Below are 18,548 nucleotides of genomic sequence, written 5' to 3'. Positions count from 1 at the left end.
TTGACGCGTTTTCTTCATGCGAACCGGTATCCATTTCGCTCGAAGACGCTCTCGCCTTCCATAAGGAGATGTCGCCGTGGGTGATGGCAGTTTAACCAGTCTGGCCGGAGTTCTCTCTGTCATCATTCTCGTCGTCGCGAACGGTTTCTTCGTCGCTTCTGAATTTTCGCTGGTGGCAATGCGTCGCAGCCGCGTCGCGCAACTGGTTGCCGCGGGAGGCGCAAACGCCCGTGCGCTACAGAAGGCGGTTGAACATCTCGATTATAATCTCGCGGCGTGCCAGCTCGGAATTACGCTGTCATCATTGGCTCTGGGCTGGATCGGAGAACCGGCGCTGGCGCACCTGATCGAGCCGCTGCTGGTTCTGCCATTCGGTACCGGGGCCGAGATCGGCGCTCACGCCATCGCCATCATTATCGCCTTTGCTATCATTACGATCCTGCACATCGTGCTTGGCGAACTCGCGCCGAAGAGCCTCGCCTTGCAGCGGACCGAGACCACGGCGCTGATCATCGTGCGTCCGCTCGCGTTGTTCGGGTTGCTGTTGAAACCGGCGATTGTGTCATTGAACGGGCTCGGCAACGGCGTCTTGCGTCTGTTCGGCCTCAGCGCCGCCAGCGAAAAGGAAACGCTTCACTCACCTGACGAGATCAGGCTTCTCGTTGCCGAGACCGAGCGAGCGGGCTTGCTCGCTCGAACCCAGCGGGAAGTCGTTGAGCGGGTCATCAGCCTTACCCGTCGCGACGTGAGCGACATCATGACTCCGCGGATGAGCATCGTTTGGGCCGACGCGGATGACAGCCGGGACGAGATTCTCAATGTGGTGCGTGAGTGCAAGCATGAGCACGTCGTTATCGGGCAGGGTAGCATTGATGAGGTCGTGGGCGTGCTTCGCAAGCAAGACCTGCTCGATCAGGCTCTGGAGGGACGTGAAGTCGATCCGCTCGCGGTGTTGCAGCAACCGCTCGCGCTCTCGGAGTTCACGCCGATCCTGCAAGCCATCGAGCGTTTCAAGGCGCAACCTGTTCGCGTGGGCATCGTGGTCGATGAGTACGGAACGTTGCAGGGGATCGTCACGCGCACCGATCTGCTCGAATCCATCGCAGGTGAACTGCCGGATGCCGGTGAGGAGCCCGACATACTGGGAGGAGGCGACGGCAAGTTTGTCATCAACGGACGAATGCCGATTGACGAAGCGATGATACACCTGGGCATCAGCCGTAAGCCGGATGGAGATTTCCATACCGTGGCGGGCTGCGCGATCGAGTTGCTGGGTCGGATACCGGCTGTCGGCGACGAGTTCACCTGGGAAGGGTGGTTGTTCCGGATCTCGGAAATGGATGGCCCGCGGATCAGCAGGCTGATCGCTTCGAGGTCCGTCGGGTGACGTACATCGCTGAATCGCGCGCGTGCTTCAGGAATCGGAAAGCCTCGCTTCGCATCTCATCAGAAGCGAAAAGACTCTCGAGCCTGTTCAACCGCGTTGAATCCGATTCAACCGCGTTGAATCACACTCGTCGCCCATCTTTTTGTTCGAGCATGATCTTCTCCGAGAACCTGTTTCCACTTTGTGCTGGCGCGGCCCTTCGGGTCAGGATCATGCTCTACGTTCGCTCCACGCGGACCACGCTGCCCTTTTCGATCGCCAGAGCCAGCCGGCCGTGCTTCAGGGCGAGGGCGGCCTCGCCGAACAGTTCACGCCGCCACCCGTGCAGCGCACCGACATCGGCCCCGTCATCGGCGACGATTCGCTCCAGGTCATCCACCGTCGCGATCACCTTGCTGGCGACAGCATGGCGCTCGGAGGTCATGCGCAGCAAAACCTTGAGAAGCTCCACCGTGGCGGCGCCGTTCGAATTGTTGCGGGGCTTCTCGATCCTGGGCAGCGAACGCAGGTCTCGTGCAAGCCCGCGCTGGACCGCCGCGACGATATCAGCGCCCCACTGCGACCTTTCAAAACCCTTGGGCAGCGAACGCAGCGCCCCCAACCGTTCCGGACTGCTCGGAGCATGGATCGCGATATCGCCGACGGCGTCGTCCTTCAGAACACGGGATCGCGGAATATTGCGGCTCTGGGCTTCCTGTTCGCGCCAGGCCGCCACTTCCATCAGGACGGCAAGGTCCTTCGGCTTGCGGACCCGGCTCTTCAATCGTTCCCATGCACGTTCGGGATGAAAATCGTAGGTCTTCGGCGACGTCAGGACCTCCATCTCCTCGCTGACCCAATCGCTGCGTCCGCGCTTCCTGAGATCGGCGTCGAGCGCGGCAAAGACGTCGCGGAGGTGAGTGACATCCGCCACGGCGTATTCGAGTTGTTCCGCGGTCAGCGGACGGCGCGACCAGTCGGTGAATCGGTGGGTCTTGTCCGGACGGTGTCCGGTAATGCGCTCGACCAGCGCGTCATAGGCGATGGAATCGCCATGTCCCAGCACCATGGCGGCAACCTGAGTGTCGAAGACAGGATGGGGAATGAGCCCGGCCTGGTGCCAGATAATCTCGATATCCTGCCGTGCTGCGTGGAAGACCTTGAGGACGTTTTCGTTCGACATCAGAGCGAAAAACGGCTTCAGGTCGATTCCCTCGGCGAGAGCATCGACCACCACGGCTTCATCGGGACTTGCCAGCTGAATGACGCAGAGCAGGGGGTAATATGTGGTCTCGCGGAGGAACTCGGTGTCGACGGTAATGACCGGGTGCCTGGCGAGGCGAGCGCAGACGGAGGCCAGCTCCGCGGAGGTGGTAATCAAATCCATGAACGCTCCATAGCCCGTCTTTTTTGCCCTGTCGCCCTGCTTTTTTGCTGTACGCCGCGCTTGTTTTTTTCGGACTTTTCCGGTCAAGAATGATCATCCGGGCCACTCTTTCCAGGTTCCGCCTCTCGGTTGCCGCGCACCTTTCGCTCGGGTAAACCCCTGACGCTCAACCATCCGGCGGCCCGTCCGACCCCTGTTCCGCCTCTGACGCCTTCTTGCAGGATTCCCATGCATCGCTATCGGTCCCATACCTGCGGCGCGCTCCGCGACAGCCACATCGACCAGACCGTCCGCCTGTCAGGCTGGTGCCATCGGATTCGTGATCATGGCGGGGTGCTGTTCATCGACCTGCGCGACCATTACGGGCTGACCCAGTGCGTGGCCGATCCGGACTCCCCGGCCTTCGCGCTGGCGGAAAAGCTTCGTTCGGAATGGGTGGTCCGGATCGATGGCAAGGCGCGGCGCCGTCCCGCCGGCACCGAAAATCCGGAACTGCCGACCGGAGCGGTCGAAGTTTATATTACGGAAATCGAGGTGCTCGGACCCGCCGCGGAATTGCCGCTGCCGGTGTTCGGTGAGCAGGAATACCCTGAAGATATAAGGCTTAAGTACCGTTTCCTCGACCTTCGTCGCGAGAATCTGCATCAGAACATCATGACCCGCGGCGCTATTGTCGATTCGATGCGCAAGCGCATGAAGGAGCAGGGGTTCTTCGAATTCCAGACTCCGATCCTGACGGCCTCCTCGCCGGAAGGCGCGCGCGACTTCCTGGTTCCCTCGCGCATTCATCCCGGCAAGTTCTACGCGCTGCCGCAGGCGCCGCAGCAGTACAAGCAACTGTTGATGATGTCGGGCTTCGACCGCTACTTCCAGATCGCGCCGTGCTTCCGCGACGAGGACCCGCGCGCCGACCGCCTGCCGGGCGAGTTCTACCAGCTCGACCTTGAGATGAGCTTTGTCGAGCAGGACGATGTTTTTGCTGCGGTTGAGCCGGTCATTACCGGCATTTTCGAGGAGTTCGCCAAGGGCAAGCCAGTCACAAGGAACTGGCCGCGCATTCCGTTCGCTGAAAGCTTGCGCAAGTACGGCACCGACAAGCCCGACTTGCGCAATCCGCTGCTGATGCAGGACGTCTCCGAGCATTTCCGCGGCTCCGGCTTCAAGGTGTTCGCGCGGATGCTTGAGGATTCGAAGAACCAGGTCTGGGCGATTCCGGGACCCGGCGGCGGCAGCCGGGCGTTCTGCGACCGCATGAATTCGTGGGCGCAGGGCGAGGGCCAGCCGGGACTCGGCTACATCATGTGGCGCGAAGGCGGCGAGGGGGCGGGCCCGCTTGCCAACAACATTGGCCCAGAGCGGACCGAGGCGATTCGTGTCCAGCTTGGCCTCAAGGCGGGCGACGCCGCATTTTTCGTGGCCGGCGACCCGGCGAAGTTCTGGAAATTCGCGGGACTCGCGCGCACCAGGCTCGGCGAGGAGTTGAACCTGATCGATAAGGACCGGTTCGAGCTGGCCTGGATCGTCGATTTCCCGATGTATGAGTACAACGAAGAAGACAAGAAGGTGGACTTCTCGCACAATCCCTTTTCGATGCCGCAGGGCGGGCTCGATGCGCTCAACACCCAGAACCCACTGACGATCAAGGCGTTCCAGTACGACATCACCTGCAACGGCTACGAGATCGCCTCCGGCGGCATCCGCAACCACCGGCCGGAAGCGATGGTGAAGGCGTTCGAAATCGCGGGCTATGGCGAGAACGAGGTGGTCGAGCGGTTCGGCGGCATGTACCGCGCGTTTCAGTACGGCGCGCCACCGCATGGCGGCATGGCGGCCGGCGTCGATCGCATCGTCATGCTGCTCTGCGGAACAAACAACCTGCGCGAGATTTCGCTGTTTCCCATGAACCAGCGGGCCGAAGACCTGCTGATGGGCGCGCCGTCAGAGGTCGCTCCGAAGCAGTTGCGCGAGCTTCATATCCGGCTCAATCTGCCGCAGAATTAACGCCTCGATTCCAACGTCGGCGTCCCCGATTCCACCGGCTTTTCTCAAATGCCGGAGGAATCAGGGGCATGGCTCGGGCCGGAGCGCTTTGGCGTAGGCTTACGCCCGGGCCGGTAGGCCCGCGCGCACCATCGTCAGAACCTACGCCGGGAGCTGACCAAGGCAGGCGGCAAGGAGCGCTGCAACGTGTCGTATTCAGAGGATCTCCGCTCCGCCGCGCTGTCCTTTCATCGCTCCCCGCGTCCCGGCAAACTCGAAATCCAGCCGACAAAGCCGCTCGCCAACCAGCGTGACCTCGCGCTGGCCTATTCGCCCGGCGTCGCCGCGGCCTGCGAAGAGATCGTCGCCGATCCGGCGGAAGCCGCTACGCTGACCGGCCGGGCCAATCTGGTCGCGGTGGTATCGAACGGCACCGCCGTGCTCGGTCTTGGCAATATCGGGCCGCTCGCCTCCAAGCCCGTGATGGAAGGCAAGGCGGTCCTGTTCAAGAAGTTCGCTGGCATCGACGTGTTCGATATCGAGATCGCCGCCGACACTATCGAGCGCGTGGTGGAGACGGTCGCGGCGCTGGAGCCGACCTTCGGCGGGATCAACCTTGAGGACATCAAGGGGCCGGAGTGCTTTGAGATCGAGGAGCGCCTGAAGGCCCGGATGAAGATTCCGGTGTTCCATGATGACCAGCACGGCACCGCGATCATTGTCGCGGCCGCAGTTTCCAACGCCCTGATGCTGAACGGCAAGGCGCTCGCGGAAGTCAAGATCGTTGCTTCCGGCGCGGGCGCGGCCGCCATCGCCTGCCTCAATCTGCTGGTGTCGATGGGCGCGCAGCGCAGAAATATCTGGGTCTGCGACATCGACGGCCTGGTCTACGAGGGCCGCGATACGCTGATGGACAAGTGGAAGGCGGCTTATGCGCAGAAGACGGACAAACGCAAGCTAGCCGAGGTGATTTCAGGCGCAGATGTGTTTCTTGGTGTCTCCGCCGGCGGCGTGCTGACGGCGGAAATGGTCGCGCAGATGGCGGACAGGCCGCTGGTGCTGGCGCTCGCCAACCCTGTTCCGGAAATCATGCCGGAAGAGGCGCGCAAGGCGCGGCCCGACGCCATGATCTGCACCGGCCGTTCGGACTTTCCCAATCAGGTGAACAACGTCCTGTGCTTTCCCTTTATCTTTCGCGGCGCTCTCGACGTCGGCGCCACCGCGATCAACGAGGCGATGAAGCTGGCCGCTGTCGATGCCATCGCCCGGCTCGCGCGCGAACCGCCGCTTGATGCGGCAATCCGGTTTGACAGCGAGACTCAGGGTTTCGGACCCGGCTCCCTGATTCCCGGGCCGTTCGACCCCCGGCTGATCCTGCGCATCGCGCCCGCCGTCGCGAAGGCCGCCATGGCCTCAGGCGTAGCGACGCGGCCGATCACGAATTTCGACGAGTACCACGCGCGGCTTGAACGCTTTGCCTTCCGGTCCGGCCTCGTCATGAAGCCGGTATTCGCGGAGGCGAAGAAGCGGCCGTTTCGGGTGATCTACGCCGAGGGCGAGGATATGCGGGTGCTGCAGGCAACCCAGCAGGTGCTCGAGGAGCAACTGGCCCGCCCGATCCTGGTCGGCCGCCCGTCCGTGGTGGAGACGCGGATCAGGCGTCTCGGCCTTGCGATCAAGGCGGGCAGGGATTTCGATCTGATCAATCCCGAGGACGATCCCCGCTACCGCTCCTATGTGCAGTCCTATATCGACGTCGCCGGCCGGCACGGCGCGACGCCGGACGTCGCCCGGACCACGATCCGCACCAACGCGACAGTGATCGCCGCGCTCGCGGTGGTGCGAGGCGAAGCCGATGCGATGCTGTGCGGCGTCGAAGGCAGCTATATGCGGCACCTCCGGCACATCCGGGAGATCATCGGGTATCTGCCGGGGACAAGCGACTTCGCCGCGCTGTCGCTGATGATCACCGGCAAGGGCGCCTACTTCATTGCGGATACGCAGGTGCGCCCGAACCCGTCCGCGGAAGAACTGGCGGACATCGCAGCCCAGGCCGCGGTGCATGTGCAGCGCTTCAACATCAAGCCGAAGATCGCTTTCGTGTCGCATTCCGATTTCGGCAGCTACGACACCGAATCCGCCCGCAAGGCGCGGCGGGCGACCGAGCTTTTCACCGCCCGACATCCCGATATCGAGGCTGACGGTGAAATGCAGGGCGATACCGCCTTGTCCGAGTCCGCGCGACAGTTGATACTGCCGCATTCCCGGCTAACCGGCGTCGCCAACGTTCTGATACTGCCCAACCTCGATGCGGCGAACGCCGCCTATCAGATGATCAAGGTGCTCGGCAACGGGCTGCTGGTCGGGCCTATCCTGATTGGTCCCGCGCGTCCCGCGCACATTCTGACTCCGTCAGTAACGGCGCGCGGCATACTCAACATGACGGCCATTGCGGTGGTCGAAGCGCAGGAACGCGCGACACGTATCTAGCCCTGTGGCCGGCGCCATGCGGTGACGCGAACATCGTTCTTCGCATCGAGAATCCGGACCTCGCGAGGCTGAAGGCCATGCGCCGTCAACACAGCTTGCGGAGAGGTATCGGGAACGCCAGGGAAGCAGCCTTCGCCCCCGGGCAGCCTCACATGCGGAGCTTCCGACAACCAGAACGTATCATAACGATCAAGGAACATCTCGAAAACTGTAGGCCCACCGATGATCGCGGCCGTTCCCTCGCGCACGCCGGCATGGGAGCAGGCGTCCTCGAACGAAGCGCCGGCGGGATTCCATAAGGTCGCCATTTCGTTTTCGGGATCAGGTTCAACGCCGGCGACGCGATGGGTAAGTATGATTCTTTTGCGGAGCGGGGAGTTGGGCTGATCCTCGAACGAATTGCGTCCGTGAACGACGACAGCCGCGCCATCAAGACCCGACGTGAAGAACTCGAGGTCGCCCTTGAACTTCAGCGCTTCGGGCATCACCCGGTTGGCATCGGCAAGCATTCCGTCGGCCGACACGATAACGTAACCTTCGATGCGAAGCATTTTTCGTCCTGGATCGTCACGCTACTCGGAGATCGTCTGGACCACGCTATCGATCGGACGCTTGCTCACGGTCGGCAGCTTGGTATCCTTCTTTAGCGCTTCGTCATATTGCGCAAGCGTTTGAATCGGGGCCTTGGCCTTCATCTGCACCACTTTATAGCCTCCGGCCTTGAGCCTGCGCAGAACTTCGGGAAGCGCCTCGGCCGTGTGCTTCTGAAAATCGTGCATCAGGATGATACCCTTGCCGACCTTGTCCAGCTTCTTGAAGATGTTGGTGACCACCTGTTCGGCATTGCGGGTCTTGAAGTCGAACGAGTCGACGTCGCAGGAGAAAATCGCGACGTTGCGTTCGCCCAGATACGTCACGATTTCCGGCGGATGCTGAAGCGCCGGGAAGCGGAAGAACGGCGCGGGTTCAGCTTCGAGCGCCCATTTGACGGCGCTGAAACCTTTCTCGATTTCTTCCTTGCGCTGGTCCTCGGACAGCTTCTTATTGTTGAGGTTGGCGTGGGACCAGGTGTGACCGCCGACGGTGTGTCCTGCGGCGGCGACATTCCTCAGGATTTCGGGATGATATGTCGCGTGCTTGCCGATCGAGAAGAAGATGCCGGTGGTGCATTGATCCGCAAGCGCCTTCAACACGGCAGGTGTTTTTCCGGGCCATGGGCCATCATCGAACGTCAACACCACTTCCTTGTCGCGCAAAAAGTCGAGTTGCTTGAAATGCTCGAAACCGAACCCCGGACCGCCGGTCGTGTCGATCTGGACCACGCGCGCAACACCGAGTGCGTCGGGACTTCCGTTACAGGCGACCTGCGGCCCGCTGGCCCGCGCGGGAACCGGCGCGGTGTTCTGAGCGCCCTTGGGCGCCGGTGTCTGCGACCAGGCAACCGTGGCTGCGCACAACGAAATCACGCCTGCAGAAATCAGCACCGCCGTTATGCGCATCTCGATCACCTCAAAGGTTTCGCGGTTGAGTCGCCCGCGTTGTTATCCTAGCGCAGCCAGGGTCGGCCACTTCGACGGAAACGGCATTTATCCCCAACTGGACCGCTTTCTCTGAGACCGCGTTGTGACATGCCGCTCAGCGAAAGCCTGAGCGGTTGAATCGCCACATTATGGCAGCTTGACGATGAAGTCGGTGCCTTCACCGGTTTCGCCGCTGCCTGCGATTCCCTGATCCGAGATAACGATCGAATCTCCCGTTGAAAGGGCGCTTGCGATTTTCGCCATGACGTCTTCGGGAAGGGAGACGCGATCCAGCGCTTCGGTGGGGTTCTCCGGAACCGAAACTGGTCTGGCCGTTGCGTCGGCCACCTTCGTTTGCCGGGCGGGCTGGCTTTTTGAAATGTGAATCCGATCGGCGCGGTGCGCGAGAGCCGGGAGCGAGACCACCGACCAGCGGAAGTCATCCTTGCTGTCCCTGGTCGTTCTCGCCGTGAACACGTGAGTTCCCAAGGGCCGATCGCTTGCTGCGATGGCGATCGGAGCATCGAATATCGGCGAAAAATTCTGCCTCACATAGATCTTGCTGTCCTTGCCGCTGATGAAGACCGCGATCCGGTCGCTCCGCTTCAATGCGGAGATCGCCGTAAGCCCGGTTTTCTCAGCGCTTTCAGGAGAGGGCCGCGATTGATCCTCCGGCGCTGCCGGAGTTCCTGCCGGGGAGGCCGCCGTATCTCCGTCAACCTTGACCGCCGCCGTTACCGTCGTGTCGTCGTCCTGCGCATTTCCTGAATCCGTCCTGACCGGCCCGGCGGCGGCCTCAGGCGTTGCGGCAGCAGGCTCACCGGTCGCGGGCAGATCGGATGCAATCGATGAAACCTCGACTTGCGGCATCGCATTGCCGGCGTCGGAGGCTTTTACCTCGGCCGGCGCCGCCTCGGACTCAGGCCGGTGGGTTATCAGCAGAGGGTGCGAAAAATCAGCGGGCGTCACCTCGCCAGGCGTGATGATGACCCTCGCGCCGATCCTGGTCCAACTCCACATCTTCACCGCGAAGTCCAAGGGCATTCGGATACATCCGTGCGATGCCGGATAACCCGGAAGCGCGCCCGCGTGCATCGCGATGCCGGACCAGGTGATGCGTTGCATGTAGGGCATCGGCGCGTTGCTGTAGATGTTCGAGCGGTGCCATTTTCGCTTTTGAATGACGCTGAAAACTCCCATTGGAGTGGAGTGGCCGCGCATTCCGGTCGACACCGGCGTTTCAGCGAAAAGGCCGTTGCCGTCGTAGACCTTCATTGTTTGCTGGCGGATTGAAACGGCGATGATGACCGGACCGTTTGGCTTCCGTATGACCTTGGCCGCCGGTTCTGGCTGTGAAAGCCGGCGAGGTTTGGATTCATGCGCCCGCGGTCTCGTCACGGGCGGCGGCGGGGGAGGTGCCTCGATATAAACGTCCGGGTAATCCTCCTGCCAGAAGAACTGGCTGTGAGCGGGTGATCCGAGCCCGATCAGGATCGCGGTTACCAGTCCAATCCCGATGCGCCGCGGGCCGGGATATGCACCCGCGCGAACCAGGAAAAAGTTGGCGGACAACGAACGCCACCGTATCGCGCGCAGGAAACACCAATATTCACTCACGCCTTCGTCCCTCGAATCATGGTTCAGATGAGCGTCGCGGACGTCACGCCCGGCCGGCCCGTGTCGGTTCCCGGTCTGCTTACGCAGGGTAATGCAAAATCCTTCACACGACTCTAATTCTCGGCTTGCTGGACGATCGGGACCTTTTTTCGGAAACTTGAAGAACCTACATAGGCCGAACTCAGTAAATGGAGCTACCTGATGACATTTCGAGCTCAAATTCATGATGAGAGACGCCGGACGGCTCAGACCTTTCTAGCCTTCATCGTTCTGGCGATGGCGATGCTCGCTGGAACATACGCCCATGCAGCAGACGAGCCCGACTTGATCTTTCGCCGCTCGACGGTTTTCAAGCTGCTGACACCGAATGACAAGCTCGCGACTTATGGCGTCGACGATCCGGGGATCGAAGGTGTTGCATGTCATTTCACGGTACCAGAAAAGGGCGGCATCAAGGGCTGGCTCGGAGTGGCGGAGGAAGTTTCGGATATTTCGCTCTCCTGCCGCCAGACGGGACCGATCCGCTTCAAGGAAAAACTGAAGCAGGGCGATGATATATTCCGCCAGCGGCGTTCGCTGTTCTTCAAGAAGATGCAGATCGTACGCGGCTGCGACGTGAAACGAAACGTGCTGGTCTACATGGTTTACTCCGACCGGGTGATCGAAGGCTCGCCGCAGAATTCAACGTCCTCGGTACCGATCATGCCTTGGGGCGCTTCGGACACGGCCATGCAAAAATGCGCGGATTTCATGTCCGATTAGAGCATGATCCCGAAAAGTGGATGACCTGCTCACCGCGAGGAAATACGGCCACACTCCGGCCAGACAATCATTTCTAAAGCATGGTCCGATTCAACTTGATCGGATCATGCGCGATCAAAGAGGGCGCAGGCTCGAAGGATTCAGATCGAAGGAGATGGTCTTTCGCGCCTTGATCGTGGCGCGCATTCATCGCTTTAAGCGGATCCGCGATATGCACTTGCGTGCCCGGACGACGCCGGCGGGGGTCAGCTTCGTACCGGCGATTTCCTTGATCTCACCCGCAGGACAGGATCCGTCATCGACAAGAATGCGTTCGCCCAGCCGCAAATGCACGATGTCGGTCTCTCTCGAAACTTGCGAGGCATATGCGGCGGGCGCCACGACGATCAGTGCGCCAACTATCAAGGAGATTAGCCCGCGATATTCCAGCATTCGATTCTTCTGTTGGGTTCCAAGCGAAGCATGTCCGAAGGCTCGACCCGGACTATAGCGTTCTCGTAACGCGATTCTCCGGCTCCCAAGAACCTCAACTGTGCTCGCGAACGTAATAAATAGTGCGGGCTGCGGTAAATACCTGTTCGCGTCAAAGCCGCTTGTCGTTGCCAAATCTGCGGACCGCGCGGCGCTCGACCACGACCGAACGCAGCGCGCCTTGCTCACCGGCGATCACGCGTGTCGTGGGCGACCTTGTCACAGCCCGAGCGGTCTTCTTGACCTCTGCGTGAACGATATCGAAGGGCATTCCAATCAGCGATGCCGCAATCTCCGCCTGCGAATCGAGATCGTCGGTGATCCCGGTAGCGGCGAAGATAGCTTCCTCCAACGTAGGGGGATCGCGGCGAACCCGCCGGATGCCATATTTTGTATGCCAGCCTTCGCTCATCATTCGCCTCAATGGTTGCGCAAACCCGGCCCATGAAAAATTGACGTGAAACGCCTTAACGCACCATGACCATAATCGTTCGAAGAACGACGGCTCTTCGAACGATTTGTCTCCGACATCCGCGCCTTTCGATTCAAATTCAGAACACGACAGGCATTCAGCATGACGAAGCGGAAAGCAGAGGCAGGCTTCTCCTGCTTCAGGAAACTCAGCGCTTCATCGCTCAGTACGGGATCCCAAGTGGCAAAACAGCTATGCATTTTGACGCGCTTTGCCAGGTGGAAAATGACCACATGCGACATGCCGCCGCGCTTTGATTGAAGATCCCAGCGCCTGATCAGAAGCCCCATTCTCTGAACTCATTCGATCGATACTGCTTCGCATAAGTGTTGCGGCCATCGCTTCAGCGCATCCCTGCCGGCCTCGGTCAGGCAGTAAATTCCACGCTCGACGCGATCGAACCATCCATAGACATTGTGAAGAAGGATTCTTCCAGCGTCCGGATTCTCTCCTCTGAGGTCCCGCACGCGGCATGGACCTGCAACCATCGCGGCCGCGCAACTCAGCGCCTGCTGGCGATACGCTGTCATGATCGGCGTCCGCGTGCTGCCGCCGGCAACAGGATCGCCCTTGCGACGTTGATGCTCGATGACCAGGCGGGAGCGCTTTTTCGGGTTGCGGCGCGGACTGGCAGTGGAGGGCGCCACCAGCACCTCGACGCTCCCCTGGTGTGTCACCCCGAGCATTCCGAACCCGAGCCGCCGGCACAGGTTGCGATAGCGCGCGTCGCTCTCGCGGCCCTTGCCTCGCATTGACAGCCTGGCGGCAAGCCAGACCTCATCGCATGCGCCCGCGCGCTCGACGCCCTGCAGGATAAGCTCCAGATTGAAGCTCAGCTTCAGTTCGCCGATCACCACGACAGGCGGGTCGTCGCCGTTGAGCGCAACCAGGTCGCAGCCCCCGACTTCGCCTTTGACCGAGAAACCGAGGCTTTCAAGATGGCGTTTGACCGGAAGATAAAGCGAGGTTTCCACGGTGCAAGCTCAAGCCGACTCAATAGCCGGGAGCTTATCAGCTTGTCGGCTCAATCGGTGATCCGGGCAGGCTCTTGAACAGGCCGAGCCGAAGATCCTTGGCATGATAGATCATATCGCCGTCGACGCTGACCGTACCGTCGGCAATCGCCATCACCAGCTTCGAACGCATCACCCGCTTGATGTCGACCGTGTAGGATATTTTACGGGCGTGCGGCAAGATTTGACCTGTAAACTTCAAATCACCAAGACCGAGAGCACGAGCCCGCACATTCCGGTCGCGGCCAAGCCAGACCAGATAAAATCCCACCATCTGCCAAAGCCCGTCGAGACCAAGACAACCGGGCATCACCGGGTCGTTCTGAAAATGGCAGTGGAAGAACCAGAGGTTCGGTTTGATGTCGAGCTCGGTGCGCACCAGGCCGCGCCCGTATTTCCCGCCGCCTTCCGTGATCTCCGTGATGCGATCGAACATCAGCATCGGCGGCAACGGAAGTTTGGGTTCGTCGGGGCCGAACATCTCGCCACGGCCGCAAGCCAGCAAGTCCTCGTAGTCATAGCTGCTGCGAAGGTTAGGCATTTCGACCCTGATCCCCGCTGAACGACGAAGGAAAGGAAACCGTGAAGCTGAGGGGTGGGAACTTCTGGCCGCTACCCGAGATAGCAACAACGGTATAATTACACGTTACGATGGAAACACAAGGGTCTAAAATCGGGTTCTAAAGCGTTTCCAAGGAAGAACGTCCTCCGGCCTTGCCGGAGGTGGAAATTATTGGCTCGCGTGAAGACGACGCGTCAAACAGCAGGCTTCGCTTCCGGTTCAACCAGACGCGAAGCTTGAGACAGAAAACTGTTATATTCAATTATTTATAACGATACAAATCGCGATTCAAGCGCGTCCGCGCACGGGAAGCAGCACACCTGTCACGCCGCTCGCCGCATCGCTTGCCAGAAACAGGATGACATCAGCCAGTTCATCCGTCGTCACCCAGGTCGCGAAATCCGCTTTGGGCATGTCCTTGCGGTTGGCTGGCGTATCGATCGTCGAGGGCAGGACGGCGTTGACGGTGACCTTGCCCTTCAACTCGGACGCAAGCGCTTCGGTCAGCCGATGCACGGCCGCTTTCGACGCGGCATAGGCGCCCATGCCCGCGCCAGCCTGCAAGGCTCCCATCGCGCCGATGTTGACGATGCGTCCGGCGCCGGACACAACCAGATGCGGGATCGCCGCTCGCGAGGCGTTCAGCGCGGTCGTCACATTGATCGCGTAAAGGCGCTGCCAGGTCTTCGGATCGCCGTCGGCGACGGTTTCGAAGGCAAACGCACCGGCAATGTTGACGAGAGCATCGAGCCGGCCGAAATGCGCGGCCGCCGCATCTATGGCTTGCAAGGCCTGTGCGGCGTCAGCCAGATCGACGCCGCCGAATTCGAGCCGGTCGGCGCTAGCATCGCCCTTTGCCACAGCCCTGTTGATGCAGGCCACCCTGGCGCCGCGCGTGATGGCGGCATCCACGACCACCTTGCCCAGCGCGCCGGAAGCTCCGGTGACGGCGATGACCTTTCCTTGCATTGCATGAGCCTCCAGCCCGGAATGGCTGCTAATGAGAGAGGGCGCGCCTCAACCCTGCTTCGCCAGCTTGTCCTGCGTCCGGGTCTCGAAATCCGAAGCGTCGTGGCGCTCGTGAAGCTGGCTTGCAGGATCACCTGAGGTGCGGTTGACGATGCGGCCGCGCTTCACCGCGGGCCGCGCGGCAATCTGCGCGGTCCAGCGCTGCACGTTCCTGTAACTCTGGACGTCGAGGAAGGTCGCGCTGTCGCCGTAGAGCCCGCCCTCGGCCAGGCCGCCATACCATGGCCACACCGCCATGTCCGCGATCGTGTACTCGTCGCCGGCAAGATACTCATTGTCCTTGAGCCGGCGGTCGAGCACATCGATTTGCCGCTTCGTTTCCATCGCGAAGCGATTGATGGCATATTCGATCTTCTCCGGCGCATAGTGGTAGAAGTGCCCGAAGCCGCCGCCGAGATAGGGCGCGCTTCCCATCTGCCAGAACAGCCAGGACAGGCACTCCGCGCGCGCCGCCGTCGCCCTCGGGATGAACTCGCGGAACTTGTCCGCGAGATGCAGGAGGATCGCACCGGATTCAAACACGCGGAACGGCACGGGCCTCGAACGGTCAACCAGCGCCGGAATCTTCGAGTTCGGATTGACCTCGACGAAACCCGAGCCGAATTGCTCGCCGTCGATCTGGATCAACCACGCATCATATTCCGCGCCGGCGTGACCGCGTGCGAGCAGTTCCTCGAACATGATGGTGACCTTCTGGCCGTTCGGCGTTCCCCGCGAATAAAGCTGGAAGGGATGCTTGCCGACGGGCAGCACCTTTTCGTGGGTCGCGCCGGCGGTCGGCCGGTTGACCGAAGCGAATCTGCCGCCATTCTCCTTATCAAAGGTCCAGACTTTGGGCGGTGTATAGGGGGCGTCGGTCATCAAGAGGCACTCCGGAGCAGCGAGTATGATAGTGAGACAGGCAGATACCGCAGCTATAGCGTTTTCGAGCGAAGCATGTCCTCGGGCTTGAGCCCTAAGGATGGATACCGGTTCGCGGAAAGAAAACGCGTCAAAACAACAATCTAGAGCCTCGCTTCTGTTCAAGCGGAAGCGGAAGGGCTCTAGTTAGGCCCGAATTTGAACGGCCGCAAGCGGAGAGCAATCGCGAAGCGCCAGCGTTTGAGATCGGCGCTTTTGAAGCGCCGCTGGCCGCACATCGGATGTTTTGAGGCGAACCATGAAGGCAGCACGCTCCAGCCAGACGAACCGGGCCGTTCTCGCGATCGACGTGGGCGGGTCCAATGTCAAGATGATGACCAACACGGACCGCACCCCGCGCAAGTTCGAATCCGGACCCGATCTCACGGCGAAAGAAATGGTGCGCAGGGTCAAGGCGCTGACGAAGGACTGGTCCTTCGACGTGATTTCGATCGGCTATCCCGGCCCGGTCTGCGGCAATCGCCCTCTACGCGAGCCCATCAATCTCGGCGAGGGGTGGAAGGGCTTCGATTTTCAGAAGGCGTTCGGCAAGCCGACCCGGCTGGTCAACGACGCGTTGATGCAGGCGCTCGGCGGCTATCGCGGCGGGCGGATGCTGTTTCTCGGGCTCGGCACCGGACTCGGCTCCGCGATGATCGTGGACGGCGAACCGGAGCCGATGGAATTGGCTCACCTGCCATACCGGAAGGGTAGAACCTATGAAGATTACGCCGGGAAGGCCGGGCGTAAGCGCAGCGGCGACAGGAAATGGCGCAAGCATGTCTTCGATATCGTCGCGCAGCTTTCGGCCGCGCTCGAACCGGACGAGGTGCTGATCGGCGGCGGCAACGTCAAGCATCTCGAAAAGCTGCCGCCGAAATCGCGGCGCGGCGACAATGCCGATGCGTTCGAGGGCGGTTTCCGGTTATGGGATCAGAGCGGTGTGGACGCGCGGGCGAGGGTGCGTTAAGCGCTTCCTATGCATGGGGCTTAACGCCGGCGGCGACGGAGGTTTGAACAATGAACGATTTCAGGGAATGGCGCAGTTCTACGCGAGAATACAACGGGGCGCCGAATATGAGCAAACGCCGCAAGAACGTCTACGTGATAGTCGGCGCGTTCCTGCTGGTTGCTTTCTTCGTCGGACTGGTGGTTATCAAACACCTCGGCATTTGACGGATTCGGCACGTGATGAGCTTGCTGGAAGTGTGAGGGAACTCATCTTGGGCGGCGCAGCTTCGTCTTTGAACAGGCGTGAGCGATTCTGTCTAGATCCATTGCCAAGGAGGCAGTGGTTCCATAGCCGAAGGCTGTAACCTAACCTCTATCACACTATCGAGGGAGAGGTGCGGCGGACTACGTTGCGCTGCTCCGCTCTACGAGCTACCGTTAGCGTATTACAAACGTTCCGATCTCAGATAGATTCTACGAGCATAGACTATTGCCAACGTCGTCTCTGACAAACGGTAAAATGTATAGACACACTCTAAGGACATGAATGCTGCGAAGCTGGCCAAGAACACTCGCAATGTGCGGAAGAATGTTGGAAGGCATTCGTTGAGCGAATAGGAATCGAGGAAAGCGAATGTGCTGGCGGGGATCAGGCGATCTTGTTCGGGTAGTGCAGCAGTGCTGATCAGAACTAGTAGGCCAATCGTGCAGATTGCAAGAAAAATGAAGTAAGCAGAGCGAGATTGGAAGTTAGTAGCCAAATGTCCAAGTCTAACGATCTCAGCAACTTGAAGCTCATCCTTGGGTACAGGCAATCTAGCATCGACGAGAGAATGGTCTGAGCACAAGGCCGCAAAAATGAAACCTGTCAAAACGGCCAATGCTGTAACAATTATTCCGCTGTTGGTGGCAATGTTAAAGAATACAGCGAAGAATATACTGACAAGTGCTGATCCGACGAGTCGGACCAGATGATTTTCGCGAGCGCTAGTCCGCAAGTCGCGATAGGTTTCGTAATTTGCAGCAATTAGAGATCTCATCGCTATCCGCTTATCATCGGAATGATTTTGCTTCGCATGAGATTGATAAGTTCGCTTCGAACTTCGGTACGATTGGCTGTTCCATTCGCTGATACGCTAACCTTCAGAGGATACTTCGTTGAAAAGTTATTCTCACCGAGAAAGTAAATAGTTCTCGTCCTGCCTTGCTCTCTTACGAGCGCAGTGACGGCGACAATATCGTCATCCTCTAACTCAATCATGGAGCTAGCTTTCACCAGATCGGCAATTGAGCGCTTTCTGTCTTTAATCCCACCCTTCGCGCTTCGCGCCATCCTGGCGACTTCTTCGCCAAATCCATCACCATACTCTGTTGATCTGATCGCAATGACACCTGATCGTGCAAAAAGACCTCGACGCTCTGGTCGCGCGCTAGCGGTTCGAAATGTTAGTTTTACCTCAACAGGCACGCCAGCACCGATTTCGTCTGAAACGCTTTTGATTGTTTTAGACGTGACTGTGCCGTTGGATTGAAGGAGATGTGTAAAGCATTGTCTTATGCCTTCGTAGTCTCCGAATTGTCCATTGTATGTAACACCGATCAGAATTCTACCGTCGCTCAACCGAGTCGTCAGGTAATTGAACCTTCGCAAGTTTAAGCTGTCCGCAGCAATCACTCCTAGTCGATTGTTGCGATATTCTTGCCCGTAGTACGCGCCTTCGAATTCTCCGAAATGCAAGTGATTGTCGACAATCTCGTGATAGGTGAACGGCAGTTCGTGGCCTAGTTTGATGTTCGCGATGATATTTTCGTCTTTGACGTCGAGCAGCGAGACGTCCTTAATTCGGTTAAGGATTCTTGAGAATTCCGCGGACGTAAACGGCAACTCAGTTGGTTCTCCCTCAGTATCTTCATTCTTCACGGTCTTGACCAAATAGTGGAAAGAGGCCGTGATTTGCCGGTTGATCTGACGTTTGGCCATGCTTAGCGCCAGCTAATTTGTAAAACGAACGGACAATTTCTTCCCGC

At 59.8% G+C, this 18,548-nt stretch carries 19 protein-coding genes; 6 read left to right on the top strand and 13 right to left on the bottom strand.

The features are described from left to right. The first annotated feature begins 76 nt into the window (after positions 1-76). The gene (locus NWI01_RS10885; protein ID WP_141383866.1) at positions 77-1,387 is read left to right on the top strand and encodes a hemolysin family protein; all 1,311 of its coding nucleotides are present in this window, start codon (positions 77-79) and stop codon (positions 1,385-1,387) included. A 217-nt stretch (positions 1,388-1,604) separates the two neighbouring features. On the opposite strand, the gene rnd is transcribed toward NWI01_RS10885, so the two are convergent. Continuing rightward, entirely contained in the window at positions 1,605-2,753 is a 1,149-nt protein-coding gene (gene rnd, locus NWI01_RS10880; protein WP_141383865.1) for a ribonuclease D, read from the bottom strand. Positions 2,754-2,981: 228 nt separating this feature from the next. Here rnd and aspS point away from each other — a divergent pair, with 228 nt between their 5' ends. Together aspS and NWI01_RS10870 are read left to right on the top strand one after the other, a co-directional pair. Further along, entirely contained in the window at positions 2,982-4,754 is a 1,773-nt protein-coding gene (aspS, locus tag NWI01_RS10875) for an aspartate--tRNA ligase (RefSeq protein WP_141383864.1), read from the top strand. Between the two features lie 186 nt (positions 4,755-4,940). Then, on the top strand, positions 4,941-7,223 hold the full coding sequence (locus tag NWI01_RS10870; RefSeq protein WP_141383863.1) for an NADP-dependent malic enzyme: 2,283 nt from the start codon (positions 4,941-4,943) through the stop codon (positions 7,221-7,223). Here NWI01_RS10870 and NWI01_RS10865 read toward each other — a convergent pair. The 3 genes from NWI01_RS10865 to NWI01_RS10855 form a co-directional block, all read right to left on the bottom strand. After that, positions 7,220-7,774 carry a dihydrofolate reductase gene (locus tag NWI01_RS10865; protein ID WP_141383862.1) on the bottom strand — a complete coding sequence of 185 codons (555 nt, stop codon included), beginning with the start codon at positions 7,772-7,774 and terminating at the stop codon, positions 7,220-7,222. The two genes, NWI01_RS10870 and NWI01_RS10865, sit on opposite strands and share 4 nt — an antisense overlap. 21 nt (positions 7,775-7,795) lie before the next feature. Next, positions 7,796-8,722, bottom strand: coding sequence for a polysaccharide deacetylase family protein (locus tag NWI01_RS10860; RefSeq protein WP_141383861.1), 927 nt, complete (start codon positions 8,720-8,722; stop codon positions 7,796-7,798). A gap of 168 nt (positions 8,723-8,890) precedes the next feature. Next, a complete protein-coding gene (locus tag NWI01_RS10855; protein WP_141383860.1) occupies positions 8,891-10,360 on the bottom strand; it encodes a L,D-transpeptidase in 1,470 nt (489 codons plus the stop codon). A gap of 201 nt (positions 10,361-10,561) precedes the next feature. Between NWI01_RS10855 and NWI01_RS10850 the strand changes: the two genes are divergently transcribed. After that, positions 10,562-11,122 carry a CreA family protein gene (locus tag NWI01_RS10850; protein ID WP_141383859.1) on the top strand — a complete coding sequence of 187 codons (561 nt, stop codon included), beginning with the start codon at positions 10,562-10,564 and terminating at the stop codon, positions 11,120-11,122. 186 nt (positions 11,123-11,308) lie between these two features. On the opposite strand, the gene NWI01_RS10845 is transcribed toward NWI01_RS10850, so the two are convergent. The 7 genes from NWI01_RS10845 to yghU form a co-directional block, all read right to left on the bottom strand. Then, positions 11,309-11,554, bottom strand: a complete 246-nt coding sequence (locus NWI01_RS10845) for a DUF6719 family protein (RefSeq protein WP_141383858.1) — start codon at positions 11,552-11,554, stop codon at positions 11,309-11,311. Between the two features lie 151 nt (positions 11,555-11,705). Continuing rightward, positions 11,706-12,005 carry a hypothetical protein gene (locus tag NWI01_RS10840; RefSeq protein WP_141383887.1) on the bottom strand — a complete coding sequence of 100 codons (300 nt, stop codon included), beginning with the start codon at positions 12,003-12,005 and terminating at the stop codon, positions 11,706-11,708. Positions 12,006-12,013: 8 nt separating this feature from the next. Further along, positions 12,014-12,355, bottom strand: a complete 342-nt coding sequence (locus tag NWI01_RS10835; protein WP_141383857.1) for a hypothetical protein — start codon at positions 12,353-12,355, stop codon at positions 12,014-12,016. Positions 12,356-12,364: 9 nt separating this feature from the next. Then, entirely contained in the window at positions 12,365-13,039 is a 675-nt protein-coding gene (locus tag NWI01_RS10830; protein WP_141383856.1) for a DUF2161 domain-containing phosphodiesterase, read from the bottom strand. Positions 13,040-13,076: 37 nt separating this feature from the next. Further along, entirely contained in the window at positions 13,077-13,619 is a 543-nt protein-coding gene (gene fabA / locus NWI01_RS10825) for a bifunctional 3-hydroxydecanoyl-ACP dehydratase/trans-2-decenoyl-ACP isomerase (RefSeq protein ID WP_141383855.1), read from the bottom strand. A 309-nt stretch (positions 13,620-13,928) separates the two neighbouring features. Next, positions 13,929-14,609 carry a 3-oxoacyl-ACP reductase FabG gene (fabG, locus tag NWI01_RS10820; protein WP_141383854.1) on the bottom strand — a complete coding sequence of 227 codons (681 nt, stop codon included), beginning with the start codon at positions 14,607-14,609 and terminating at the stop codon, positions 13,929-13,931. A 48-nt stretch (positions 14,610-14,657) separates the two neighbouring features. Next, positions 14,658-15,530, bottom strand: coding sequence for a glutathione-dependent disulfide-bond oxidoreductase (gene yghU / locus NWI01_RS10815; RefSeq protein ID WP_141383853.1), 873 nt, complete (start codon positions 15,528-15,530; stop codon positions 14,658-14,660). A gap of 298 nt (positions 15,531-15,828) precedes the next feature. Here yghU and NWI01_RS10810 point away from each other — a divergent pair, with 298 nt between their 5' ends. Next, on the top strand, positions 15,829-16,539 hold the full coding sequence (locus NWI01_RS10810; RefSeq protein ID WP_141383852.1) for an ROK family protein: 711 nt from the start codon (positions 15,829-15,831) through the stop codon (positions 16,537-16,539). A gap of 50 nt (positions 16,540-16,589) precedes the next feature. Further along, complete coding sequence (locus NWI01_RS18880) at positions 16,590-16,745, top strand: hypothetical protein (protein ID WP_181410439.1); 156 nt, start codon at positions 16,590-16,592, stop codon at positions 16,743-16,745. Between the two features lie 221 nt (positions 16,746-16,966). On the opposite strand, the gene NWI01_RS18875 is transcribed toward NWI01_RS18880, so the two are convergent. Both NWI01_RS18875 and NWI01_RS10805 read right to left on the bottom strand, forming a co-directional pair. Next, positions 16,967-17,560, bottom strand: a complete 594-nt coding sequence (locus NWI01_RS18875; RefSeq protein WP_181410438.1) for a hypothetical protein — start codon at positions 17,558-17,560, stop codon at positions 16,967-16,969. A gap of 2 nt (positions 17,561-17,562) precedes the next feature. Further along, a complete protein-coding gene (locus NWI01_RS10805) occupies positions 17,563-18,501 on the bottom strand; it encodes a hypothetical protein (RefSeq protein WP_141383851.1) in 939 nt (312 codons plus the stop codon). Positions 18,502-18,548 lie beyond the last annotated feature (47 nt).

Origin of the sequence: Nitrobacter winogradskyi (assembly GCF_006539545.1) — a bacterium.
Taxonomy (GTDB): domain Bacteria; phylum Pseudomonadota; class Alphaproteobacteria; order Rhizobiales; family Xanthobacteraceae; genus Nitrobacter; species Nitrobacter winogradskyi_A.
Note: the sequence above shows the minus strand (reverse complement) of the source record. Positions and strands in the feature narration are given on the sequence as shown.